We start from the raw sequence: 22,904 nt of genomic DNA, 5'->3' as shown, positions 1-22,904 counted from the left end.
CTTCATGCGCTTCATGCGGTGACCTCATCACTCTGATGGGCCGCCACGCGGGCGGCGTGCGTCGGGGCGTCCGGGACGTTCGCCGGGCGGTTCTTGGCGAACTCCTCGCGCAGGACCGGGACGACCTCCTCGCCGAGGATGTCCAGCTGCTCCAGGACCGTCTTGAGGGGCAGACCGGCGTGGTCCATCAGGAAGAGCTGGCGCTGGTAGTCGCCGACGGAGTCGCGGAAGGACAGCGTCCGCTCGATCACCTGCTGCGGCGACCCGACGGTCAGCGGCGTCTGGGAGGTGAACTCCTCCAGGGAGGGCCCGTGCCCGTACACCGGCGCGTTGTCGAAGTACGGCCTGAACTCGTTCACCGCGTCCTGGGAGTTCTTCCGCATGAAGACCTGCCCGCCGAGCCCGACGATCGCCTGCTCGGGCGTGCCGTGCCCGTAGTGCGCGAACCGGCGGCGGTAGAGGTCGACCATCTTCTTGGTGTGCTCCTGCGGCCAGAAGATGTTGTTGTGGAAGAAGCCGTCGCCGTAGTACGCGGCCTGCTCGGCGATCTCCGGGGAGCGGATGGAGCCGTGCCAGACGAAGGGCGCGACGCCGTCCAGCGGGCGGGGCGTCGAGGTGAACGACTGCAGGGGCGTACGGAACTTGCCCTCCCACGTCACGACGTCCTCGCGCCACAGGCGGTGCAGGAGCGCGTAGTTCTCGACGGCGAGGTTGATGCCCTCGCGGATGTCCTTGCCGAACCACGGGTACACCGGGCCGGTGTTGCCGCGGCCCATCATCACGTCGGTCCGGCCGCCGGCCAGGTGCTGGAGCATCGCGAAGTCCTCGGCGATCTTCACCGGGTCGTTCGTGGTGATGAGGGTGGTGGAGGTGGAGAGGATCAGGTTCTCGGTGCGGGCGGCGATGTAGCCGAGCATCGTGGTGGGCGAGGAGGGGACGAACGGCGGGTTGTGGTGCTCGCCGGTCGCGAAGACGTCGAGCCCGACCTCCTCGGCCTTCAGCGCGATGGCGACCATGGCCTTGATGCGCTCGTGCTCGGTGGGGGTGCGGCCCGTCGTGGGATCCGGCGTCACGTCGCCGACGCTGAAGATCCCGAACTGCATGCCGGATCCGGACTGCGACTGCATGGCTGACTCACTCTCCGCAGGTTGTTGACGGTTCAACTATACCTACGGAACTGTGGTGGGGTGCGGGGTATTCCCGGGAGCGCCGCCCGCCGCGGCGCTCGATGTGGACCTGGGGCTGGACCTGGGCCGCGGAGAGGGGTTCGGCGCGTTACGGGGTCCAGCGGGGGTCCCGGCCGGTCTCGGCCAGGAGCCGCTCCAGCTCGGAGGCTCCCTCGGGCACGGGGAGCGGCTCCCCGAAGACGCCCATCTTCCGGGCCGTCGGACCCAGGTTCGCGACGGATTCCCGCAGCGCGGCGACGACGCCGCTGCTCTCCGGGGCGGGCTCGTAGTCCTGACCCGTGGCGCGGGCCAGGTCCCAGGCGTGCACCGTCAGGTCGAGCAGCACCATGCAGCCGACGGTCCTCGCGGGCATGTCCATCGCGCCGGTGGTGCCCTCTTCGGCGCCGGGGGCGGCCCAGGCCGCGACCAGCTTCCCCGCCTCGTCGGCGAAACGGCCGCGCCAGTCGGGGGTCTCGGCGACGTAGTCCGGGGAATCACCGAAGTCGGAGTTCTGCTTCGCGGCCAGCGCCTGGAACTGGACGATCACCTGGAGGAGGTGGTTGACCAGGGCCTTCACGTCGTACTCGGCGCAGGGCGTGGGGGCGGCGAGGCGGTCATCGGTGATGGCGCGGACCACGGGAACGGCTTGGGTGGTGGCCGCCTTCAGAAGGTCGGCGATGCTGTTCTCACTGGGGGCGGTGCTGTTCTCACTCATGGTCCGACCGTAGGGCGGCGGCCACTCCCTGGCTTGAAGAAACGCGACACGGGTTCGGGACCCCGGCATACGATCCAGCCATGGCCGACGCCGACGCCTCTGCCGCTTCCTCCGGCGCTTCCTCCGCACCGGCTCCCGGGCCGCGCACGGACACCCGCGGCATCGTCGATGCCGCCGGGCTCTTCGCCCGCGTGGACTTCCGCCGCCTCGCGCCGGGGGCGACCGCCCTGCACCCTTATGTGGAGCAGTACTGGCTGATCGACTGGGACCTGTCCGAGCCGTACGCCTCGCACATCGTGCCGCACCCGTCCGTGAACGTCGTCTTCCAGAGGTTCTCCGGGCAGGAGCCCTTCGCCGAGGTGGCCGGGGTCGGGCTCGGCCTCTTCACGCAGAAACTGGAGGGGACGGGACGGGTCTGCGGGGTGAAGTTCCGTCCCGGCGGCTTCCGGCCGTTCGCCCCTTCGGCGCCGGTGTCCGCGTGGACGGGGCGGCGGCTGCTGCCGCTGGAGGAGGTGTTCGGGGAGGTCCCCGAGGGTGCGCTCGACGCGGTCCTGTCCCCCGACGAGGAGCACGCGCGCGTGGCGGCGCTCGACGCCTTCCTGCTGGGCCTCGGGCCCGCACCCGACCCGCAGGCGGACCTCGCCATGGCCCTGGCCGAACGCATCCGCACGGACCGCGGGATCCGCCGGGTCGGCGAGTTCGCGGAGGCGGAAGGGCTTTCGGTCCGGGCACTTCAGCGGCTGTTCTCGGCGTACGTCGGGGTGGGCCCGAAGTGGCTGATCCTGCGCCACCGGATCCACGAGGCGCTGGAGCGGGCGGAAACGGACCGGGAGGTGGACTGGGCAGCCCTGGCAACGACCCTGGGCTACGCCGACCAGGCCCACCTGATCAGAGACTTCACCACCACGGTAGGCGTCCCGCCCACGGCATACGCCCCGCAGCCGCACCCCTCGCAGTAACCCACCCCAGCCTCACCCGAGCCTCACGCCTGCCTCACCCCCACCTCCCCGCGCCCCGCCACCTGCCTCACGCCTGCCCGCCCCCCTCACCCGGCGCCTCACCACCGCCTCAGCCGAGCCTCGCCCCACACCTGCCTGACCCGCGCCTTACCGTGCCCGCACCTGCTCACGCCTGCCCCGCCCCCCCCTCAGCCGGCGCCTCACCCCCGCCCCACACCTGCCTCACCCGCGCCCTACGCCTGCCCGGGGCCCCTCGCCCCCGCCTCACCCCTCCCCCAGATCAACCCTCCAGTCGTTGCACCGCATCCAGTGCCCCTTCGGGTACTCGAAGTCGGACTCGCCCCGGAGCGTGAACCCCGCCTTGCGGCATACGCCGTTCGAGGCGGGGTGCTCCCGGGAGGGGAAAGCGTGAAGGTAGCGGTGCCGGCCCGCGGCCCTGGCCTCCGCGATGACCAGCCGGGCGGCGGCCGCCGCGATGCCGCGCCCCTGGAACTCGGGGAGCACGCCCCACCCCGTCTCCCACGCGGGCGCGCCCTGCCAGGTCGTCTCCCAGTACCCGATGGAGCCGACGGCCTCACCGTCCAGCGCTATCCGGAACATCCGCCCCCGCTCCTCCAACGCGAGGTAGCGGCGGTGCCGCGACACCAGCTGCTCCTGCGTCTCGGGGCCGCCCAAGTGCGCCGTCATCTCAGGCGAGTTGTTGGCCTCAAGCAGCGCGAAGTCCCCCTCCGACCAGGGAACGAGTTGCAGACCCGCAGATCGCTGTCTCTCCATACCCGCCAAGGTACGGCGAGCCACTGACAACGCCCCCGCCCGGCACGCACCACGTACAGCACGTGCCGCACGTGCAGCGGACGCCGCCCAGCCACGCCCCTCCTGCGAACCGCCTTGACAGTACGAGCCCCATGCCGCACATTTATCTGCGTGACGCAGCTTCTGCACAGCGCCGCACACTTTCGTGCCCCGCCGTGACTGCGTACCGCCTCTCTCTCGCTCTCCCAAGACCTCGCAAGACCTCGCGAACGAAGGACCCTCCCGTGCCCATGGACTCCCCGACCCCCGCCCCCGCCCACACTCACGACGCACCCCCACCGGACACCGCCCCACTAACCCCGCTCACCCCCCGAAAACGCTGGGCCGTCCTCGCGGTGATCATCGCCGCCGATGTGCTCGACCTCGTGGACGCCACTGTCACCAACATCGCCGCCCCCACCATCGCCAAGGACCTCGGCGGCGGCCCCGGCCTCATCCAGTGGCTCGGCGCCTCCTACGCGCTGGCCCTCGGCGTGCTCCTCGTCCTCGGCGGACGGCTCGGCGACAAGTACGGCAGGCGGCGGCTCTTCCTGCTCGGTCTCGGCGGGTTCACGCTCGCCTCGGTCGCCTGCGGGCTCGCCTTCAGCCCCGAGTCGATCACCATCGCCCGCCTCGCACAGGGCGCCTTCGGAGCACTCGTCATCCCGCAGGGCTTCGGCATCCTCGGCTCGGTCTGGCCCCGCGAGGAGATCGGCAAGGCGTTCAGCCTCTTCGCCCCCGCCATGGGTCTCTCCGCCGTCGGCGGCCCCATCCTCGCCGGGTTCCTGATCGACGCCGACCTCGCCGGCCTCGGCTGGCGCCCCATGTTCCTGGTCAACCTCATGCTGGGCGGCGCGGCCCTCATCGCCGCCCTCCGCCTGATCCCCAAGGACCCCGGTGACCGCGCCACCTCGATCGACGGCGCAGGCTCCGCCCTCCTCGGCGCCACCATGCTCGGACTGCTCTCCGGCCTGATCGAGGGCTCCACGAACGGCTGGACCCCCGCACCCCTCCTGCTGATCGCCGCGGGCCTCGTCTTCTTCGCGCTCTTCTGCCGCCGCCAGCGCACCGCACCGAACCCGCTGATCCAGCCCTCGCTGCTGCGCAACCGCGGCTTCACCTCGGGGCTCGTCCTCTGCGTCGCCTTCTCCGCCGCCGTGTCCGGGCTGCTCTACGTCATCTCGCTCTACCTGCAGGAAGGGCTCGGCCGCTCACCCTCCGACACCGCGCTCGGCCTCGTCCCGCTCTCCGCGGGCATCGTCATCGCGTCCATCGCCTGCCACGGCCTCATCGGAAAACTCGGCCGCAAGCTTGTCCTCATCGGCCTGCTGATCATGCTGACCGGCACCGGATATTTGTTGGCACTCGTCGCGAACTCACCGACCCACCCCGCCGGCTGGGCCCTGCTGCCGCCCATGCTCATCATCGGCCTGGGCATGGGCACCTGCTTCGGCACCGTCTACGACATCACCATCGGCGACATCGCCCCCGACGAGGCGGGCAGCGCGAGCGGCTCACTCAGCGCGGTGCAGCAACTGGCCAACGCGATCGGCGCGGCCACCGTCGTCACCGTCTTCTTCAAGACCGTCGACGGCGGCCCGGCCCACGCCATGACCGTCACCCTCACCGTCGTCGCGGGCGTCACGCTGCTCTGCTGCGGCCTCGTAGGACTCCTGCCCCGCAAGGCGCAGGAGGACCAGCACCACTGAGCCCCGCCCGGCCTCAGTGCCCGCTACCCGTCCAGCTCCCCGCCCCGCAACCGCGCCACCTGCGCCGCACTGAACTCCACGGTGCGGCGCATGTGCGTGATGAGCAGGGCCAGTTCGGCATCGTCGTACCGCTCGAAGAGCGCGAACCAGCCGCCCCCGAGCTTGTCCCACATCCGCCCGAACTCCGCCACCTTCTCCGGCACCGTCGACACGAGGACCCGCCGCCGGTCGGCGGCATCCCGCTCCCGTACGACATAGCCCGCCTTCTCCAGCCGGTCCACGAGCCGCGTCGCCGAACCGGTCGTGAGGCCGGTCAGCTCGGCGATGCGGCCCGTGGTGACCGGCTTCTCCTCCAGGCCGAGCAGGTTCACGCACTGCAGGTCGGTGGGGTGCAGGTTCAGGTGGTCGGCGACGGCCTGATTGAAGAGGGCGTACGACGCCATGTAGCGCCGCGACTCGACGGACAGCTCGTCCAGCAGGGCATCGCGCCGCGCCCCGGCACCGTTCTTCTCGCTGGCCACGGCGGACCACCCTCCTCCAGGTATCTGCGTCAGACAGAAAGCGTACGACGCAGACTTCCGAAGGCCCGCCGGATTCGGCGCCCATGCCACGATTCCCCCATGCTCATCGCCCGCTCCGCCGCCCTCTTCGTCCTCGCCGCGCTCTTCGAGATCGGCGGCGCCTGGCTGGTCTGGCAAGGAGTGCGCGAGCACAAAGGGTGGGCGTGGATCGGCGCGGGCGTCATCGCACTCGGCGTCTACGGCTTCGTCGCCACGCTCCAGCCAGACGCCGAGTTCGGCCGCATCCTCGCCGCGTACGGCGGCGTCTTCGTCGCGGGATCCATCGCCTGGGGCATGGTCGCCGACGGCTACCGGCCCGACCGCTGGGACGTGACCGGAGCGCTGATCTGCCTGGCGGGGATGGCCGTGATCATGTACGCGCCACGGGGCCGCTAGCCGGTCGGCCTCCGGCCCTCGGCCTGCACCCCTCGGCCTGCGCCCCTCGGCATCCGGCAGCCGACCTATCCTGGCGGGACGACAGGCAGGAACACACGTACGCCCAAGGAGCAGCCATGACCGCCGCCGCGAACGCCGCGCCCGCCGCCACCCGCATCGCGATCGTCACCGGCGCGAGCAGCGGCATCGGCGCCGCCACCGCGCGCGGCCTCGCGGCCGCCGGCTACCGCGTCGTCCTCACCGCCCGCCGCAAGGACCGCATCGAGGCCTTGGCGGCCGAGATCACGGCCGCCGGGCACGACGCGATGGCGTACGCCCTCGACATCACCGACCGCGCGGCCGTGGACGAGTTCGCCACCGCCTTCCGCACGGTCGCGGTCCTGGTCAACAACGCGGGCGGCGCGCTCGGCGCCGACACCATCGCCACCGGTGACCCCGCCGACTGGCGCCAGATGTACGAGACGAACGTCATCGGCACCCTGAACGTCACCCAGGCCCTGCTCCCCGCGCTCACCGCGAGCGGCGACGGCACGGTGGTCGTCCTCTCCTCGACCGCCGGGCACGGCACGTATGAGGGCGGCGGTGGCTACGTGGCCGCCAAGCACGCCGAGCACGTCCTCGCCGAGACCCTCCGCCTGGAGATCGTCGGCACCCCGGTCCGCGTCATCGAGGTCGCCCCCGGCATGGTCAAGACGGAGGAGTTCGCGACGACCCGCTTCGGCGGTGACACGGAGAAGGCCGCGAAGGTCTACGCGGGCGTGGCCGAGCCCCTCTCGGCGGACGACGTGGCGGACACGATCACCTGGGCGGTCACCCGCCCGCCGCACGTCAACATCGACCTCCTGGTGGTCCGCCCCCGCGCCCAGGCCTCGAACACCAAGGTCCACCGGGAACTGTGACGCGGACGCAGGACGCGGAAGGCGGGGGCAGGGCCATGAGCGGCTCTGCCCCCGCCTTCCGCACGCGCCTCAGCCCTTCACGCAGATGACCTGCTTGAGCTTGGCCACGACCTGAACCAGGTCGTTCTGCTGTTCCATGACCTGCTCGATCGGCTTGTACGCGCCCGGGATCTCGTCCACGACGCCCGAGTCCTTTCGGCACTCGACGCCCCGCGTCTGCTCCTCCAGGTCCTTCGTCGAGAAGCGCTTCTTCGCCGCGTTCCGGCTCATCCGCCGACCCGCACCGTGCGAGGCCGAGTTGAAGGACGCCGTGTTTCCGAGGCCCTTCACGATGTACGAACCGGTGCCCATCGAGCCGGGGATGATCCCGAAGTCGCCGCTGCCGGCGCGGATGGCGCCCTTCCGCGTGACCAGCAGGTCCATCCCGTCGTACCGCTCTTCGCTGACGTAGTTGTGGTGACAGGAGATCACCGGCTCGAAGGTCACCTTGGCCTTCTTGAACTCCTTGCGGACCACGTCCTGGAAGAGCCCCATCATGATCGAGCGGTTGTACTTCGCGTACTCCTGCGCCCAGAAGAGATCGTTCCGGTACGCCGCCATCTGCGGGGTGTCCGCGATGAACACCGCCAGGTCGCGGTCGATGATTCCCTGGTTGTGCGGCAGCTTCTGGGCGACCCCTATGTGGTGGTCGGCCAGTTCCTTGCCGATGTTCCGGGAGCCCGAGTGCAGCATCAACCAGACCGCACCCGACTCATCGAGACAGAACTCGATGAAATGGTTTCCGGATCCGAGCGTTCCCATCTGTTTCGTCGCCCGATCCTGACGAAATTTGACCGCATCGGCGATCCCGTCGAAGCGTGACCAGAAGTCGTCCCAGGCGGACGTGCCGAACCCATGGAGCCGCCCCGGATCCACGGCGTCGTCATGCATCCCCCGTCCCACCGGAATCGCCTGCTCGATCTTCGAGCGCAGGCGGGACAGGTCGCCCGGCAGGTCGTTCGCCGTCAGGGAGGTCTTGACCGCCGACATTCCGCAGCCGATGTCGACACCCACCGCCGCGGGGCACACCGCTCCCTGCATGGCGATCACCGAACCGACCGTCGCGCCCTTGCCGTAGTGGACGTCCGGCATGACGGCCAGGCCCTTGATCCACGGCAGGGTCGCCACGTTCTGGAGCTGCTGGAGTGCGACATCCTCGACCGAGGCCGGGTCCGTCCACATCCGGATCGGTACTTTTGCCCCCGGAACCTCCACGTACGACATAACGTCCTCATTCCCCCGTAGTTGAACAACACCGCTGAAAGTCTTGAAGCGCAAATACCGGCGCCAAGGTCAACGAAAGGGATCGCGGACCGGCATCCACGGCATTGCGTGCGATACACATTGTGTCCACCGGTCGCCCACCAGCGGCAACCCAATATCCCCGGCGAGAAGGAGCCCATCGGTGCAGCGGAAGGCGTATGTACCAGGCGTCGCGGCTCTCATCGCGGCGCTGCTCGCCGGATGCACGGGCGGAGGTGCGCTCGGCGGTGAGCCGGACGACTCGAAGCCCGGCGACACCGGCGGGACGACCGCGGCCGCCGAGCCCGGCAAATACCGCACCCTCCCCGAGCCCTGCGGCCAGGTCGACCGCGGCACGCTCGACTCGATGCTGCCCGGCATCGAGGAGATCCCGGGCGAGGAGCAGCAGGAGAGGGCGTACGAGGGTGCGCCCACCGTCACGTACGACACCGACCGGCGTGTGGGCTGCCGCTGGAAGGTGGAGTCCTCGGACGCCACCCACCATCTGCTCGTCGACTTCGAGCGCGTCGTCTCGTACGACAACTCTGTGAGCGATGACACCCGTGCGACGGAGGTCTACTCGTCGAAGGCGCAGAAGGCGGATCTGGCCGCGCCCTCCGGCACCCCGTCCGCCGGTGCCGCGGACGAGGGCGGCGCGGAGGGTTCGGCTCCCGAGCCGTCCGACGGCGCCGAGACGGGGAAGGGTGACGGAAAGGGCAAGGGCCAGGACAAAGGCAAGGGCAAGGGGGACGCGGGCGGGAGTGCCTCCAGCGACTCCAGCGGCTCCAGCGGCTCTCCGGAAAACGGCGTCACGGCGCCCGGTCTCGAGCCCCGCATCCTCGACGACCTGGGCGACGAGGCCTTCCTCGACGACGCGCTCACGACCTCCGGGTCCGCGACCCGGCACCGCACGGTGACTGTGGTGTTCCGCACGTCGAACGTCATCGTGACCGTCGAGTACGACGAGCAGCCCGGGCGTCGCACGGAGATCCCGGACAGCAAGGAAATGCAGGAAAAGGCGCAGGAACTGGCCGGAAAGCTGGCCGACGGGTTCAGCGAATAGCGGCGGTTCGGACGGGGCACCGGCTGTCCGGAAGCGGAGTCGTCCGCGTCGGGCACGGCGTACCGTGGCCCATCGAACCGACGACAGCCGTCTTGAGTGACTTGAGTGAAGGAACCATGCACCGACCAGCACAGCGACTCACCCGCATACTCACCTGCGCAGCCGCCGTACCGGTGATCCTCGTTGCCTCCGGCTGCTCCTCCGACTCGGGCTCGGACGGGGCCAAGAAGGACTCGGGCTCGAAGGCCTCCGCCTCGGCCTCGGGCAAGGACAAGGACAAGGCCGCGAGTGTGGAGAAGGCAGCGTTCAGCAAGCTGCCCGAGCCCTGCGAGGTCCTGTCGAAGAAGACGCTCGAGGACCTCGTACCGAAGGCCAAGGACAAGTCGGGCAAGGCGGGCACGTCCGATGACACGTCGGCGCGTGGCACCTGCTCCTGGGACAGCCTCGACAACAACGGCGTCGACGGCTCGCAGTTCCGCTGGCTCCGTGTCTCGCTGATGCGCTTCGACTCGGACGCCTCGCTCGGCAGCGGCGCCAAGCGCGCGCAGAACAACTTCGCCAAGCAGGTCGCGGACGCGCAGGCGACGGAGGGCGCGAAGAGCGTCAAGACGGAGCCGGTGCCGGGGATGGGCGACCAGACGACGGTCGTGCACTACGACCTGAAGAAGGACAAGGAAAACTTCAAGCAGCAGACGGTCGTGACGCGCGTGGAGAACGCCGTCGTCACGATCGACTACAACGGCGCGGGCCTCGCGGGCGACAAGGCGCCGAGCTCGAAGGACCTGTCCAAGGCCGCCGAGAAGGCCGCGAAGGAAGCCTCCGAGGCGGTCGTCTCCGCGAACAAGGCGGGTGGCGCGGGCGGCACGGGTGGCACGGGCGACGACTCGAAGTCGAAGGAGTCCTCCGCTCCCAAGGGAGACTCCAAGGACGACTCCAAGGACGACTCGAAGGCCTCCAAGCCCAGCTCCAAGCAGAGCTCCAAGTCCGCCTCCAAGTCCAGCTCCAAGACCAAGAGCTGACGCCGGGCGCGTAAAGCGCGGCGCGCGTCATACGCGCGTCACGCGCGCAACTCGCGGCGCAGTCACGGCAGTTGCAGAGCCCGGCCCCTGGTGGGCCGGGCTCCTGCCGTACCGGCACACCGGCTTCCGCATACGTGTGCCAGGCTGTCGCTCGCAACAAACCGAACAGGGAGGGGTTCGCGGGTGGCCGCGATGCAGCTGACACGCACGCACCGAATACTCATCGGCGTGGTCGTCGCCGGTGCGGTCGTCATCGCCGGCATCGGTTTCGCGGGGTCGTACGCGGCCGTACGCGAGCTGGCCGAGAAGAAGGGCTTCGGCAGCTTCTCGGCGGTCTTCCCGATCGGCATCGACGCGGGCATCTGCGTCCTGCTGGCGCTGGACCTGCTCCTGACCTGGATCCGTATCCCCTTCCCGCTGCTGCGCCAGACGGCGTGGCTCCTGACGGCGGCGACGATCGCCTTCAACGGCGCGGCGGCCTGGCCGGACCCGCTGGGCGTGGGCATGCACGCCGTCATCCCGGTCCTGTTCGTGGTCGCCGTCGAGGCGGCGCGGCACGCGGTGGGCCGGATCGCGGACATCACGGCCGACAAGCACATGGAGGGCGTACGCCTCACGCGCTGGCTCCTCTCGCCCGTGCCGACGTTCAAGCTGTGGCGCCGGATGAAGCTGTGGGAGCTGCGCTCCTACGAGCAGGTCATCAAGCTGGAGCAGGACCGCCTGATCTACCAGGCCCGCCTGCAGGCCCGCTTCGGCCGCTCCTGGCGCCGCAAGGCTCCGGTGGAGTCGCTGATGCCGCTGCGGCTCGCGCGGTTCGGCGTGCCTCTGGCGGAGACGGGTCCCGCGGGGCTCGCGGCGGCGGGCATCGAACCGGCGCTGCTTCCGCCGGCGCCGGTGCCGGTGCCTACGGCGGTGGCCGGGGAGGCGCAGCAGTCGCAGCATCCGGAGCTGGTGGCGCCGCCCGCGCCTCAGCTGGAGGCCGAGCCGCAGGTGCAGCACGCGCAGCCGCAGGATCAGGGCCAGGGCCAGGGCCAGCCGCAGCCCGCGCAGGAGGCCGAGGGTGCGCATGTGAGCCCCTGGTTCGCGGCTCAGCAGCCTTCGTACGTTCCTGAAGAGCCGCACGACCAGTGGTACGCGGACCAGCAGGCGTACGCGGAGCAGCAGGCCTACGTCGAGCAGCAGGAGTATCTGGAGCAGCAGCAGGCGTACTTCGACGAGCAGGACCGTGCCGGTCAGGCGGAGGTCGACCCCGCGTTCCAGGTCCCCTCGGGCGCGCCCGGCCGCACCCGGCCCCTCAGCGGCCAGCATCTGATCCCGGGCCCGCGCGAGGAGGCCGAGACGGCACAGCAGCCGGCCGAGCAGGCGGAAGAGGCGGCGGAGGAGCTGCCGATTCCGGATGACATTCCCGGGCTGCCGGACGACGTGTCCCGCGAGGAGGCGTACTTCGTGGCGTTCCGGAAGTACGTGAGCGAGCTTGGCGATTACCCCAACGCCCGGCAGTTCGGCCTGTACTTGATGGACCTGTACGGCGTCACCGGCCAGGCGGGCGGCCCTCCCGCGGAGAGCACGCTGCGCCCGTACCTGCGTGACTTCCGGGGCCGCTACCAGGAGGACCTGGACTCCGAGTACAGCGCGTAGCGGCGCTCGGGGCCCGGTGGCTCAACCGCTGCTGCGGGCGCGCTTCTTGCTGCTCTCGCCCCAGATGGCGAGGGCGGTGCCCACGGCGAACAGGGCGAGGTATCCGGGGGTGGGGATGTCCCACCACTTGTGGAGGAGGCCCCACGACTCGCCCCCGAAGATGCGCCCGGCTGCGCCGAGGGCTCCCTGAATCCCGACGACCCATCCGACGATGGAGATGATTTCCTTCATACGTCCACGATCACTCGCCCCTGGGCGCCGTTCGTCCTGCCCGGGACGGATCCCGGAGTAATCCAAACGATGCAGGCCTGCGGCAGCGCCCCCTCCCCCACCTCCCGCCGCTTCGCGGCGGATGTCTCCCACCCGCCCACCCGGCACCCCGGGGCAATCGGGTGGGTGGGCGGGAAAACTCTGCCGCGAAGCGGCAGTCCAGTCCGCGGCACGCGAAGCGAGGCGCCGCCGAAGACGCCCGCCCAGCCCGCGGCACGCGAAAGGGGCGGCGCCCGTGACAGCTGGGCGGCGCCCCTTACACGTAACGCAAAGCGCGAGCGCTACGCGCCCAGGAGCTTGCGGACCCGCTCCGCGCCCACGGCGAGCAACAGCGTGGGCAGGCGCGGCCCCGTCTCCCGGGTCACGAGGAGGCGGTAGAGGAGGGCGAAGAAGGACCGCTGCGCGACCTTGATCTCCGGCGGGAGTTCCTTCGCCGTGGCGTCCGCGGAGAACCCGGCCTGCACCTTCGGCACGCCGTACACCAGGTGCGTGAGCCCGTCGAGGGACCAGTGCGAGTCGAGGCCCTCAAGGAGCAGCCGCAGCGACTCGCGGCCCTCGTCGTCCAAGGACGCGAGGAGCTCGGCGTCCGGCTCCGAACGCACGATCGTGCGCGCGTCGGCCGGGACCTGGGTGGTGATCCAGTTCTCGGCACGGTCGAGCCGCGGCCGGGCCTCGTCCAGGGACGAGATCGGGTCCGACGGGTCCAGGTCCCGCAGAATGCGCAGGGTCTGGTCCTCGGCGCCCGCCGTGACATCCGCGACGGACGCGAGCGTCCGGTACGGAAGGGGACGCGGGGTCGCGGGCAGCGGCCCCGCGGCCGTACGCACCGCACGCGAGTGCGCGGCGGCGTCGGCGGGCAGCACGGAGCCGTCGGCGACCTTCGCGTCGAGCTTGTCCCACTCGTCGTAGAGCCGCTGGATCTCCTGGTCGAAGGCGATCTTGAAGGACTGGTTCGGCCTGCGGCGGGCGTACAGCCACCGCAGGAGCGGCGCCTCCATGATCTTCAGCGCGTCGGCCGGAGTCGGCACGCCGCCCTTGGAGGACGACATCTTCGCCATCCCGGAGATGCCCACGAACGCGTACATCGGCCCGATCGGCTGCACGCCGTCGAAGATCTCGCGCACGATCTGCCCGCCGACGACGAACGACGACCCGGGAGACGAGTGGTCCACGCCGCTCGGCTCGAAGATGACGCCCTCGTACGCCCAGCGCATGGGCCAGTCGACCTTCCAGACCAGCTTGCCGCGGTTGAACTCGCTGAGGTGGACCGTCTCGCTGTGCCCGCATTCCGCACACACGTACGACAGCTCGGTGCTGGCGTCGTCGTACGACGTGACCGTCGTCAGGTCCTTCTCGCACGCCCCGCAGTACGGCTTGTACGGGAAGTACCCACTCCCGCCACCGCTGCCGTCGTCCTCGCTCGCGGCGCCGGACCCCTCGGCGGCCTCCAGCTCGGCCTCGTCGACCGGCTTCTGCGACTGCTTCTTGCCGGGCGCCTTCTTGGTGCGGTACTGGTCGAGGATCGCGTCGATGTCACCGCGGTGCTTCATGGCGTGCAGGACCTGCTCGCGGTAGACGCCCGAGGTGTACTGCTCGGTCTGGCTGATCCCGTCGTACTCGACACCCAGCTCGTCGAGCGCCTCGGTCATGGCCGCCTTGAAGTGCTCGGCCCAGTTCGCGTACGCGGACCCGGCCGGGGCGGGCACGGAGGTGAGGGGCTTGCCGATGTGCTGGGCCCAGGACTCGTCGATGCCGGGGACGCCTGCCGGGACCTTGCGGTACCGGTCGTAGTCGTCCCAGGAGATGAGGTGGCGGACCTCGTGCCCGCGCCGCCGGATCTCGTCGGCGACCAGGTGCGGGGTCATGACCTCGCGGAGGTTGCCCAGGTGGATCGGCCCCGAGGGCGAGAGCCCGGAGGCGACGACGACCGGTTTGCCCGGGGCACGACGCTCCGACTCGGCGATGACCTCGTCCGCGTAGCGGGAGACCCAGTCGGTGGTATCGGTGCTCTGAGCCACGATCGGCACGCCTCTCTTCTTCCACTCTTCTTCTACGTGAGTACCGCTTGACGGAGTCATTCTCCCAGGTCGACCCGTAACCGCGAAAACCGCTTTTCACCCCGTGGGATACTCGAATTTCTCGACCCCCAGCAACCAGGCACCCGAGCAGAACGGCACCCATTCATGGCCTCGGTCACGTCCCTCACCGCCTCCGTCCACCAGCGCCTCGCGGACGCCCTCTCGGCTGCCCTGCCGGAGGCCGGCTCCGCCGACCCGCTGCTGCGACGAAGCGACCGGGCCGACTACCAGGCCAACGGGATCCTGGCGCTCGCCAAGAAGCTCAAGGGCAACCCGCGGGAGCTGGCCACGCAGGTCGTCTCGGGGATCACCGCGCCCGACCTGATCAAGGACATCGAGGTCTCCGGACCCGGCTTCCTGAACATCACGGTCACGGACCGGGCGATCACCGAGAACCTGTCCGCCCGCGCGGCGGACGCCCGGCTCGGCGTCCCGTACAACGAGAACGCCGGGACGACCGTCATCGACTACGCCCAGCCGAACGTGGCCAAGGAGATGCACGTCGGCCACCTCCGGTCGGCGGTCATCGGCGCGGCCATGGTGGAGATCCTCGAGTTCACCGGCGAGAGCGTCGTCCGGCGCCACCACATCGGCGACTGGGGCACCCAGTTCGGCATGCTCATCCAGTACCTCCTGGAGCACCCGTCGGAGCTGGACCACGGCGACGCCGCGAGCGTGGACGGGGAGGCGGCGATGTCCTCCCTCAACAAGATCTACAAGGCGTCCCGCGTGCTCTTCGACTCCGACGAGGAGTTCAAGACCCGCGCCCGGGACCGGGTCGTCGCGCTCCAGGCGGGCGAGCCCGAGACGCTCGCGCTGTGGCAGCGGTTCGTCGACGAGTCGAAGATCTACTTCTACTCGGTCTTCGACAAGCTGGACATGCAGATCGCCGACCCCGACATCGTCGGTGAGTCCGGCTACAACGACATGCTCGAAGAGACCTGCCGCATCCTGGAGGAGACCGGCGTCGCGGTCCGTTCCGAGGGCGCGCTCTGCGTCTTCTTCGACGACGTCAAGGGCCCGGACGGCAACCCGACCCCGCTGATCGTCAAGAAGTCCAACGGCGGTTACGGGTACGCGGCCACCGACCTCTCCGCGATCCGCAACCGCGTCGGCGACCTTAAGGCGACCACCCTGCTGTACGTGGTGGACGTCCGGCAGTCGCTGCACTTCAAGATGGTCTTCGAGACGGCCCGCCGGGCGGGCTGGCTGACCGACGAGGTCAAGGCCCACCAACTGGGCTTCGGCACGGTCCTCGGGAAGGACGGCAAGCCGTTCAAGACCCGTGAGGGCGAGACGATCCGGCTGATCGACCTCCTCGACGAGGCCGTCGACCGGGCCACCTCGGTGGTGCGCGAGAAGAACAACGCGAAGATCGGCCTGAGCGAGGCGGAGATCGTCGAGAACGGCGCGCAGATCGGCATCGGTGCCGTGAAGTACGCCGACCTGTCGACGTCCGCCGCCCGCGACTACAAGTTCGACCTGGACCAGATGGTCTCGCTGAACGGCGACACGAGCGTCTACAGCCAGTACGCGTACGCCCGCATCCGGTCGATCCTGCGCGACGCGGGCGAGCGCACGCCCGTGGCGCACCCGGAGCTCGAACTCGCCCCGGCGGAGCGGGCGCTCGGCCTGCACCTCGACCAGTTCGGCGAGGTCGTGGCCGAGGCGGCGACGGAGTACGAGCCGCACAAGCTGGCCGCGTACATCTACCGCCTGGCGTCGCTCTTCACGACCTTCTACACCGAGTGCCCGGTCATCAAGCCCGCACCGGCCCTCGAAGTCGCGGAGAACCGCCTGTTCCTGTGCGACCTGACGGCCCGCACGCTCCACCAGGGCCTGGCCCTGCTGGGCATCAGGACGCCCGAGCGCCTCTGACCGTCCGTACCCGTCGTCGTACGGGGTGAGGCCCCGCAGCCCGTAAGGGTCCGGGGCCTCACCCCTGCCGGGGGCAGCCCGCGGCTACCCCCCAAGCGCCTCCCCCAGCCTCCCAAGCCCCTCCGCGATCTCCTCGGGCGTCTGCGTCACGAAGCACATCCGCAGGGTGGCGACGTCCGGCTCCCCCGCGTAGAACGGCGCCCCGGGAACGTACGCCACGTCGTGCTTGACGACCTCCGGCAGCAGCGCGGTGGTGTCGTACCCCTCGGGCAGCTTCGCCCAGATGAACATGCCGCCCTCGGGCCGGATCCAGCTCGACCCCTCGGGCAGCGCCGCGCCGAGCCCCGCGAGCATGGCGTCGCGCCGCTTCGCGTACGCGTCCGCGACCCGGGCCACGTGCGCGTCGAGGTCGTTGTCCGCCAAGTACCGCGCCGCCGCGAGCTGGTTGACGGTCGGCGTGTGCAGATCCGCGGCCTGCTTGGCGATGGCGCAGGCCCGCAGCGAGGCCGCGGGCCCTCGCATCCAGCCGAGGCGCAGGCCGGGTGCCATGACCTTGGAGAAGCTGCCGAGCAGCACCGTGCGGTCCTCGGCCCCGGGGTACGTCGCGATCCACGGCACCCGCTCGCCCTCGAACCGCAGCTCCCCGTACGGGTCGTCCTCGACGATCCACAGCCCGCGCCGGGCGGCCACGGCGGCGATCTCCGCGCGCCGTCCGGCGGGCAGCGTGCGGCCCGTCGGGTTCTGGAAGGTGGGGACGGTGTAGAGGAGCTTCGGCCGGTGCGCGGCGACGAGTCCGTCGAGCGCGGCCGGGTCGAGGCCTTCGTCGTCACCCGGTACGGCGACGACGTGCGCCCCGGCGAAGGAGAACGCCTGAAGTGCCGCCAGATAGCAGGGGCTTTCGACGAGGACGGTGTCGCCGGGCTCGACGAGTGCCGTGGCGAGCAGCGAGAGCGCCTGCTGCGAGCCGGTGGTGACGAGGATGCCGTCCGCGTCAGTGGGCAGACCGCGCGCCGCCGTCCGGCCGGCGATCGCGGCACGGAGAGCGGGCTCGCCCTCCGTGGTGGAGTACTGCAGTGCCGTCCCGGGCGTCCCCGTCAGGACCGCCTGGAACGCGGCGGCGACCCCCACCGCGTCGAACAGCTCGGGCGCGGGCAGCCCGCCCGCGAAGTTGATGACCTCGGGGCGGGCGGTGACCGCGAGGATGTCCCGTACGGGCGAGCCCCCGACGGCGGCGGCGCGGGCCGCGAACGCGGGGACGGGCGCCGGGCCCTGGGACTGGCCGGTGGGGACGGGGGCAGGGGCGGGGGCGTCGGTGACGGTCATCTGCGGCTCCTTTGCTTTCCGGCAGCGTAAGGACCTGCATGCCGCCTACATGCACTGTTCCGGGATACGGACGCACCCCCGCCGCTACGCCGGCGGGTCCGGCACGTCGTCGTTGTCGCGGTTCGTCTTCGTCCACTTCTTGCTGTTGAGCGAGAACCCGTAGACGGGACGGTCCTTGTCGCCGCTCGTGGCGAACGGCTTGCCCGTGTCGTCGATGCGCACCGTGCCGTGCCGGGTGCCGCTCGACCAGTCGAGCTCCAAGTACCAGCGCACGTAGCGGGTGTTGGCGGTGGCGTCGATGAAGAACGCCTCCGGGTCGCTCGAATTCACCTTGTACGGGAAGCCGCTGTCCCCTTCCAGCGGGGTCGGGCGGGGCACCGCCGCGTCCAGATTGACGGCGAACGAGCGCTGGGGGATATTGCCTCCGCAGCCGACACCGAGGTAGCCCATCTTGTAGTTGGTCCACGTGAGCGGTGCGCTGGTTCCGACGACGCGGACGTTCAGGGACTCCAGGACGACGGTTTCCTTGCCCTTGCCCTGCACGGTCAGCTTCACGGTCTGGTCCCGGGCGGAGACCGCGCCGTTCGCGGCCACCCAGCTGGCGGCGTCCTGCTCGTTCGGGGGCGGTGAGAGGGTGCCCGGAGACTTGTTGACGAGGTAGGGGTGGCCGCACGGATCGGCCCAGTACTGGGGCTGGACGGACACGGTCACCGGGGCGCCCTTGCCGGTGGCGGTCCCGCCCTTGCCGCCGTCTCCGGCCGCGGGGCCTCCGGTCCCGCCCCCGACGCCCTTGTCGTCGCCCCGCGATGTGTCGGAGCCCGTCCCTTCCTCGCCCTGCTTGCCCTTGCCGGACTCCTTCGCGGAGGGCGACTCGGACCCGGAGCCGTCCGGGCTCCGCTCCCGCTCGCCGCCGTACGGACTCGGGGAGTTGACGGCCGCGCGGTCGCCGTCGCGATCACGGTCTCCGTCACCGGAAGCCGCCTGTACGGCGACGGCGGTGGCCCCGAGCGCGAGAATCGCACCGGCGGCGACGAGTACACGCGCCCTGGTCAGACGCCTCCCCTCGCGCTTGCCCGCCGCGGCGCGGGCCGGGCCGATAACGATGTCGGGGGCCTCGTCGGACGCGCTGTCGGACGGTCCCACGTCGGAGCCCACGTCCGGGCCCACGTCGGAACCCTCGTCCGAGCCCGAAGCCGCGGTCCCGGCCGCCGGGGCCTTCACCGGATCAGTGGCCGCTCCGCGAGCGGGCGGCTCCCCCTCCTTGCGGTCGCCTCTCGACGCGTCGGCCAGAATCCACCGCCGGTGGACCTCGACCATCTGCTCCCGCGAGGCCCCGCACGCACGGGCGAGCCGCTCCAGCGGAGCGAACTCCGTCGGTACGGCCGATCCGTTCACATAGCGGTGCAGCGTCGACGTCGACACATGCAGCCGCTTGGCCAGGGACCCGTAACTGAGCCCCGACCTCTCCTTCAACTCCCGCAGCAAGTCCGCGAGATCGCCCGCCCCCACGTTCTCTCCCATTCCATCCGGCCGTTCCATGGAACGGGGTCGTCGCAGTTCACGGCCGCCCGAGTGTCCCGGCATCCCCAACTGCCGTCCCACAGTGGCCGCTGGGACAGAACCCCGCACAAGCTGTGGCCATACAAGCACGCCGCATCGGGGAGTCCCCCGGCGCGGCTCGCGTCTCCCGCATCACACCGAAAGAGATCAGCCATGCGACTCACCACCAAGGCCACCGCCGCTGCCGCCGCCCTCGCCGCCGCGCTCTCGCTCACCGCGCTCGGCAGCGTCGCCTCGGCCGCGGCCCCCGCCGCCAAGGCGGCCCCGGTCACCTGCAGCGCGGCCGTCACCAAGGTCACCGTGGACCAGGTCGACCGCCCCCTCAACCACCTGCTCCTGAAGGCCAAGAACACCGGCACGAAGACCTGTTACGCGTACGGCGCCCCGTTCCTCCGCTTCGACGACGGGCAGGCGGCCACGCCGTGGCTGGACGAGAGCACGCCCCAGGCGGTCGTCACGCTCGAGCCGGGCCAGACGGCCTACGCGGCCATCGGCACGTCATCGCCCGACGGTTCGGAGGGCTACCAGGCCCACAAGCTGGGCGTCCACTTCGCGAACCGCGCGATGAACGGCAGCGTGGGCGGCTCGGCGGCGGCGAAGCTTCCGCAGGACGGGGTGTACGTGGACAACTCGGCGTACGTCACGTACTGGCAGACGTCGGCGTCCGACGCGCTGCAGTGGTGACACCGCGCTGACCGGATCCGCTCGCTGAGGGGCGGCTTGGGGGCCGGTGGAGCCCAGGTCAGGCGACCTTCTCGATCGGGTGGACCTTGACCTGGGTTCCGGGCCCCTCCGTGGCGGGGAGCGTGGCGGCACCGGGCCAGTCGAGAGTGACCGCCTGCGTCTCGTCCGGCACGGTCACCAGCAGCCCCGTGACGCGGACACCGGAGCCGCCCGGTTCGTCGAGCGGGTAGGTGATGCGGAACTCGGCCGACTCGCCGTCCCTGAGGACATCCGCGCCCGTCCACGCACCGCTCCGCCTCGCGGAGAGCGGCCCTTCGCCGGTCCGCAGGCCGACGTCCGCGTACCCGGAGATCGCGCAGTCCCGGCCGCCGCCGTTCGTCAGGCGCACCGTGACCATGCCGTCGGGACCGCCGTCGACGTCGGTGTCCGACGCCGTGATCTCCAGCGCGCCGGAGCGGCACTTGGCCGCCGTGCCGCCGGTCTCCACCGAAGCCGAAGCCGAAGCGTCCCTCACGCCCATGCCGTCGTCGCTGTCGCACGCGGTGAGCGTGAGCGCGGCGACAAGGGAGACCCCGGTGAGCACCGAGCCTGTCGTGGTGCGCGTGAACTTCATGGCCTGGAGCCAAACAGCCCCGTTCCGGCCCGCACAAGGAACCCCGGCCGATCTGGAACGCCGGAACGGTTCCGCCCCCGTGACCTGCGGGACCGGCACTTCCCTGGAACACCGCCCTGGGACACCGGGGCCCGCGCGGCCACGGCGCCCCTCACCAACCTCCTGGTAAGTACGCACAAAAAAGTCGGTACTTGTCCGCCTCTCCGCACCCGGCAAGGATCGAAGGCGTTCCCACCCCACGCCTCCGATCGGAGCCCCACAGCCATGCCCGCACAGAACTCCCAGAACGCACAGAACGCACTGCCCGCCCAGTCCCCCGTAACCCTCCTGGGCCTCGGCCTCATGGGCTCCGCGCTCGCCTCCACGCTCCTCAAGGCGGGCCACCCCACCACCGTGTGGAACCGCACCGCCGCCAAGACGGGCCCCCTCGTGGCGCAGGGCGCGACCCCGGCCGCCACGGCGAAGGACGCGGTCCGGGCCGCGCCCCTCGTCATCGTCTGCCTCACGACCAACGACGACGTCCGCGGCCTCCTGGAGCCCGAGGCGGCCCACCTCAAGGGCCGCACGCTCGTGAACCTCACCAACGGAACGCCCGTCCAGGCGCGGGAGTTGGCGGACTGGGCGGCGGCGCACGGCATCGCGTACATCGACGGCGGCATCATGGCCGTCCCCCAGATGATCGGGGCGCCCGGCGCGTACATCCTCTACAGCGGCACGGACGAGGCCGCGTACGCCACGCACCGCCCCACGCTGGAAGCGCTCGCCGCCACCAAGTGGGTAGGCGGGGATCCCGGCGACGCCGCGCTGTACGACCTGTCCCTGCTCACCGGGATGTACGGCATGGTGATGGGCGTGGTCCAGGCGTACGCGCTGATCGGCAGCGCGGGCGTACCGGCCCGCGCGTTCGCGCCGCTGCTCAGGGAGTGGGTCAACGCCATGACGGACGGCCTGGTGCCGGGCATGGCCGAGGCGCTGGACTCCGGGCAGCACCTCACGGACGTCTCGTCCCTGGGCATCAACCAGGCCGCGCTCCCCAACTTCCTTACGGCGTACGCCCAGGCGGGGGTCAGCGACGAGCTCTTCAGGCCGCTCCAGGGCCTCCTGGACCGCGCGATCGCCGAGGGCCACGCGGCGGACGGCCTCTCCCGCCTGACCACCCTGCTCAAGCAGGCCCAGGGCGTCGGCAGCAAGCAGGACCAGGGCGCCGCCAGCACACAGGGCTAGGGCACCAGCACGACCTTCCCCGTGGTCCTGCGCCGCTCCATGTCCGCGTGGGCCAGCGCCGCGTCCGCCAGCGGAAATGTCTGCACCGCGGGCACCAACTCCCCCTTGGCGGCGGCCTCCAGGGCCCGTCGTTGCTGCTCGGGGCCGTTCTCGGGGTGCTCGATCAGCTGCACCAGTGCGTTGGTGACGGAGATCCGCCGCTCCGCCACGGCCTCCGCGTCCGGCTCGAACCCTTCCTGCGAGGACCAGCCGATGACCACATGGCGCCCGCCGTCACCGAGCAGTCCGAACGCGGCGGCGGACTTCTCGCCGCCCACCCCGTCGAGGACGACGCTCACCCGGCGCCCGTCGAGCCGTTCCCGCACGACGTCCGCCCAGCCGGGCTCGTTGTAGTCGACGGCGAGGTCGGCGCCCAGTTCCCAGACGGCCTCGACCTTGTCGGGCCCGCCGGCGGCGCCGATCACCACCGCCCCGACGGCACCGGCGTACTGCACCACGAGCCGCCCGACACCCCCGGCGGCGGACGTCACCAACACCACGTCGTCCGGGGTGAGTCGCGCGATGTCCAGCAGCCCCATGGCCGTCGCCCCGGTCATCACCATGGTCACGGCGGCCTCGTACCCGAGCCCGTCCGGCACCTCATGCAGCCGCCCGAGGTCGGCCACCACGAGCTCGGCGTACCCGCCGGGCTCGCTGCGCGGGGTCACGACGGCCCGCCCCAGCCACGCGGGATCCACGCCGGGCCCCAACGCGTCGACGACTCCGGCGACTTCACCGCCGAAGACGGCGGGCAGCTCGGGCAGCGGTGGCGCCATGTCACTCGCGGCGCCCCGCCGCATGACGGTCTCGACGTAGTGAACTCCCGCCGCCCGTACGGCGATCCGCACCTGGCCCGGCCCCGCGACGGGGTCGGGCCAGGTCTCGTACGTCAGGTTCTCGGCGGGCCCGAACTCGTGCAGCACAACGGCGCGCATACGTCCTCCTCAGAACGTCGGACGCCGGCAGCCTCCGCCGGACGTCGATGCACACCACCCTGCGACCTCAACCAAACTTGAGGTCAAGCCGTAGGTCCGCGCG

The 22,904-nt window shown here is 70.9% G+C and carries 21 protein-coding genes; 10 read left to right on the top strand and 11 right to left on the bottom strand.

Features of this window, described 5'->3' with window-relative positions; all coding sequences use genetic code 11:
• Positions 1–11 precede the first annotated feature (11 nt).
• Both AB0E78_RS40820 and AB0E78_RS40815 read right to left on the bottom strand, forming a co-directional pair.
• On the bottom strand, positions 12–1,103 hold the full coding sequence (locus tag AB0E78_RS40820; protein WP_361844510.1) for an LLM class flavin-dependent oxidoreductase: 1,092 nt from the start codon (positions 1,101–1,103) through the stop codon (positions 12–14).
• A 172-nt stretch (positions 1,104–1,275) separates the two neighbouring features.
• A complete protein-coding gene (locus tag AB0E78_RS40815; protein ID WP_361844448.1) occupies positions 1,276–1,881 on the bottom strand; it encodes a TIGR03086 family metal-binding protein in 606 nt (201 codons plus the stop codon).
• An 80-nt stretch (positions 1,882–1,961) separates the two neighbouring features.
• Here AB0E78_RS40815 and AB0E78_RS40810 point away from each other — a divergent pair, with 80 nt between their 5' ends.
• Positions 1,962–2,840: a helix-turn-helix domain-containing protein gene (locus AB0E78_RS40810; RefSeq protein WP_361844445.1), complete on the top strand. Its 879-nt coding sequence runs from the start codon at positions 1,962–1,964 to the stop codon at positions 2,838–2,840.
• Positions 2,841–3,104: 264 nt separating this feature from the next.
• Here AB0E78_RS40810 and AB0E78_RS40805 read toward each other — a convergent pair whose 3' ends face one another.
• Positions 3,105–3,614, bottom strand: coding sequence for a GNAT family N-acetyltransferase (locus tag AB0E78_RS40805; protein ID WP_361844442.1), 510 nt, complete (start codon positions 3,612–3,614; stop codon positions 3,105–3,107).
• Between the two features lie 269 nt (positions 3,615–3,883).
• On the opposite strand from AB0E78_RS40805, the gene AB0E78_RS40800 reads away from it, so the two are divergent.
• Positions 3,884–5,341 (top strand): MFS transporter, encoded by a 1,458-nt coding sequence (locus AB0E78_RS40800; protein WP_361844439.1) that lies wholly within the window; start codon positions 3,884–3,886, stop codon positions 5,339–5,341.
• 23 nt (positions 5,342–5,364) lie between these two features.
• On the opposite strand, the gene AB0E78_RS40795 is transcribed toward AB0E78_RS40800, so the two are convergent.
• Positions 5,365–5,784, bottom strand: coding sequence for a MarR family transcriptional regulator (locus tag AB0E78_RS40795; protein WP_361844507.1), 420 nt, complete (start codon positions 5,782–5,784; stop codon positions 5,365–5,367).
• A 177-nt stretch (positions 5,785–5,961) separates the two neighbouring features.
• Between AB0E78_RS40795 and AB0E78_RS40790 the strand changes: the two genes are divergently transcribed.
• Together AB0E78_RS40790 and AB0E78_RS40785 are read left to right on the top strand one after the other, a co-directional pair.
• Positions 5,962–6,297 carry a YnfA family protein gene (locus AB0E78_RS40790; RefSeq protein ID WP_135335738.1) on the top strand — a complete coding sequence of 112 codons (336 nt, stop codon included), beginning with the start codon at positions 5,962–5,964 and terminating at the stop codon, positions 6,295–6,297.
• Between the two features lie 116 nt (positions 6,298–6,413).
• The gene (locus tag AB0E78_RS40785) at positions 6,414–7,196 is read left to right on the top strand and encodes an SDR family NAD(P)-dependent oxidoreductase (protein WP_361844435.1); all 783 of its coding nucleotides are present in this window, start codon (positions 6,414–6,416) and stop codon (positions 7,194–7,196) included.
• A gap of 69 nt (positions 7,197–7,265) precedes the next feature.
• Here AB0E78_RS40785 and AB0E78_RS40780 read toward each other — a convergent pair whose 3' ends face one another.
• Positions 7,266–8,459, bottom strand: a complete 1,194-nt coding sequence (locus AB0E78_RS40780; RefSeq protein WP_361844432.1) for an RtcB family protein — start codon at positions 8,457–8,459, stop codon at positions 7,266–7,268.
• A 181-nt stretch (positions 8,460–8,640) separates the two neighbouring features.
• Between AB0E78_RS40780 and AB0E78_RS40775 the strand changes: the two genes are divergently transcribed.
• The 3 genes from AB0E78_RS40775 (at position 8,641) to AB0E78_RS40765 (ending at position 12,197) form a co-directional block, all read left to right on the top strand.
• Positions 8,641–9,540 carry a DUF3558 domain-containing protein gene (locus tag AB0E78_RS40775; RefSeq protein WP_361844430.1) on the top strand — a complete coding sequence of 300 codons (900 nt, stop codon included), beginning with the start codon at positions 8,641–8,643 and terminating at the stop codon, positions 9,538–9,540.
• Between the two features lie 116 nt (positions 9,541–9,656).
• A complete protein-coding gene (locus AB0E78_RS40770; RefSeq protein ID WP_361844427.1) occupies positions 9,657–10,559 on the top strand; it encodes a DUF3558 domain-containing protein in 903 nt (300 codons plus the stop codon).
• Between the two features lie 183 nt (positions 10,560–10,742).
• The gene (locus tag AB0E78_RS40765) at positions 10,743–12,197 is read left to right on the top strand and encodes a DUF2637 domain-containing protein (protein ID WP_361844425.1); all 1,455 of its coding nucleotides are present in this window, start codon (positions 10,743–10,745) and stop codon (positions 12,195–12,197) included.
• A 21-nt stretch (positions 12,198–12,218) separates the two neighbouring features.
• Here AB0E78_RS40765 and AB0E78_RS40760 read toward each other — a convergent pair whose 3' ends face one another.
• Entirely contained in the window at positions 12,219–12,428 is a 210-nt protein-coding gene (locus tag AB0E78_RS40760) for a hypothetical protein (RefSeq protein ID WP_361844422.1), read from the bottom strand.
• Between the two features lie 320 nt (positions 12,429–12,748).
• Positions 12,749–14,494: a lysine--tRNA ligase gene (gene lysS / locus AB0E78_RS40755; RefSeq protein ID WP_361844420.1), complete on the bottom strand. Its 1,746-nt coding sequence runs from the start codon at positions 14,492–14,494 to the stop codon at positions 12,749–12,751.
• Positions 14,495–14,650: 156 nt separating this feature from the next.
• On the opposite strand from lysS, the gene argS reads away from it, so the two are divergent.
• Positions 14,651–16,423, top strand: a complete 1,773-nt coding sequence (gene argS, locus AB0E78_RS40750; RefSeq protein WP_361844418.1) for an arginine--tRNA ligase — start codon at positions 14,651–14,653, stop codon at positions 16,421–16,423.
• 84 nt (positions 16,424–16,507) lie between these two features.
• On the opposite strand, the gene AB0E78_RS40745 is transcribed toward argS, so the two are convergent.
• Together AB0E78_RS40745 and AB0E78_RS40740 are read right to left on the bottom strand one after the other, a co-directional pair.
• Positions 16,508–17,746 (bottom strand): PLP-dependent aminotransferase family protein, encoded by a 1,239-nt coding sequence (locus tag AB0E78_RS40745; protein ID WP_361844415.1) that lies wholly within the window; start codon positions 17,744–17,746, stop codon positions 16,508–16,510.
• Positions 17,747–17,830: 84 nt separating this feature from the next.
• Positions 17,831–19,267 (bottom strand): helix-turn-helix transcriptional regulator, encoded by a 1,437-nt coding sequence (locus tag AB0E78_RS40740; RefSeq protein ID WP_361844412.1) that lies wholly within the window; start codon positions 19,265–19,267, stop codon positions 17,831–17,833.
• Positions 19,268–19,459: 192 nt separating this feature from the next.
• On the opposite strand from AB0E78_RS40740, the gene AB0E78_RS40735 reads away from it, so the two are divergent.
• Complete coding sequence (locus AB0E78_RS40735; RefSeq protein ID WP_361844409.1) at positions 19,460–19,990, top strand: DUF4232 domain-containing protein; 531 nt, start codon at positions 19,460–19,462, stop codon at positions 19,988–19,990.
• Positions 19,991–20,048: 58 nt separating this feature from the next.
• Here the strand turns inward: AB0E78_RS40735 and AB0E78_RS40730 are convergent, their stop codons facing one another.
• Positions 20,049–20,603 (bottom strand): DUF4232 domain-containing protein, encoded by a 555-nt coding sequence (locus tag AB0E78_RS40730; RefSeq protein ID WP_361844407.1) that lies wholly within the window; start codon positions 20,601–20,603, stop codon positions 20,049–20,051.
• Between the two features lie 264 nt (positions 20,604–20,867).
• Between AB0E78_RS40730 and AB0E78_RS40725 the strand changes: the two genes are divergently transcribed.
• Positions 20,868–21,827, top strand: a complete 960-nt coding sequence (locus tag AB0E78_RS40725) for an NAD(P)-binding domain-containing protein (RefSeq protein WP_361844404.1) — start codon at positions 20,868–20,870, stop codon at positions 21,825–21,827.
• On the opposite strand, the gene AB0E78_RS40720 is transcribed toward AB0E78_RS40725, so the two are convergent.
• The gene (locus tag AB0E78_RS40720; protein ID WP_361844402.1) at positions 21,824–22,801 is read right to left on the bottom strand and encodes a zinc-binding dehydrogenase; all 978 of its coding nucleotides are present in this window, start codon (positions 22,799–22,801) and stop codon (positions 21,824–21,826) included. The two genes, AB0E78_RS40725 and AB0E78_RS40720, sit on opposite strands and share 4 nt — an antisense overlap.
• Positions 22,802–22,904: the final 103 nt, after the last annotated feature.

Source organism: Streptomyces sp. NPDC032198 (assembly GCF_040636975.1).
Lineage (GTDB): Bacteria > Actinomycetota > Actinomycetes > Streptomycetales > Streptomycetaceae > Streptomyces.
The sequence above is the reverse complement of the archived record's forward strand: the minus strand, read 5'-3'. Positions and strand labels throughout refer to the sequence as shown.

Coding starts and splice junctions, on each gene's coding strand:
- AB0E78_RS40730 (WP_361844407.1), bottom strand. CDS start 20,603: ATGAAGTTCACGCGCACCACGACAGGCTCGGTGCTCACCGGGGTCTCC.
- AB0E78_RS40760 (WP_361844422.1), bottom strand. CDS start 12,428: ATGAAGGAAATCATCTCCATCGTCGGATGGGTCGTCGGGATTCAGGGA.
- AB0E78_RS40780 (WP_361844432.1), bottom strand. CDS start 8,459: ATGTCGTACGTGGAGGTTCCGGGGGCAAAAGTACCGATCCGGATGTGG.
- AB0E78_RS40745 (WP_361844415.1), bottom strand. CDS start 17,746: ATGACCGTCACCGACGCCCCCGCCCCTGCCCCCGTCCCCACCGGCCAG.
- AB0E78_RS40810 (WP_361844445.1), top strand. CDS start 1,962: ATGGCCGACGCCGACGCCTCTGCCGCTTCCTCCGGCGCTTCCTCCGCA.
- AB0E78_RS40740 (WP_361844412.1), bottom strand. CDS start 19,267: ATGGGAGAGAACGTGGGGGCGGGCGATCTCGCGGACTTGCTGCGGGAG.
- AB0E78_RS40720 (WP_361844402.1), bottom strand. CDS start 22,801: ATGCGCGCCGTTGTGCTGCACGAGTTCGGGCCCGCCGAGAACCTGACG.
- AB0E78_RS40725 (WP_361844404.1), top strand. CDS start 20,868: ATGCCCGCACAGAACTCCCAGAACGCACAGAACGCACTGCCCGCCCAG.
- AB0E78_RS40785 (WP_361844435.1), top strand. CDS start 6,414: ATGACCGCCGCCGCGAACGCCGCGCCCGCCGCCACCCGCATCGCGATC.
- AB0E78_RS40815 (WP_361844448.1), bottom strand. CDS start 1,881: ATGAGTGAGAACAGCACCGCCCCCAGTGAGAACAGCATCGCCGACCTT.
- AB0E78_RS40800 (WP_361844439.1), top strand. CDS start 3,884: ATGGACTCCCCGACCCCCGCCCCCGCCCACACTCACGACGCACCCCCA.
- AB0E78_RS40770 (WP_361844427.1), top strand. CDS start 9,657: ATGCACCGACCAGCACAGCGACTCACCCGCATACTCACCTGCGCAGCC.
- AB0E78_RS40805 (WP_361844442.1), bottom strand. CDS start 3,614: ATGGAGAGACAGCGATCTGCGGGTCTGCAACTCGTTCCCTGGTCGGAG.
- argS (WP_361844418.1), top strand. CDS start 14,651: ATGGCCTCGGTCACGTCCCTCACCGCCTCCGTCCACCAGCGCCTCGCG.
- AB0E78_RS40795 (WP_361844507.1), bottom strand. CDS start 5,784: ATGGCGTCGTACGCCCTCTTCAATCAGGCCGTCGCCGACCACCTGAAC.
- AB0E78_RS40820 (WP_361844510.1), bottom strand. CDS start 1,103: ATGCAGTTCGGGATCTTCAGCGTCGGCGACGTGACGCCGGATCCCACG.
- AB0E78_RS40735 (WP_361844409.1), top strand. CDS start 19,460: ATGCGACTCACCACCAAGGCCACCGCCGCTGCCGCCGCCCTCGCCGCC.
- AB0E78_RS40790 (WP_135335738.1), top strand. CDS start 5,962: ATGCTCATCGCCCGCTCCGCCGCCCTCTTCGTCCTCGCCGCGCTCTTC.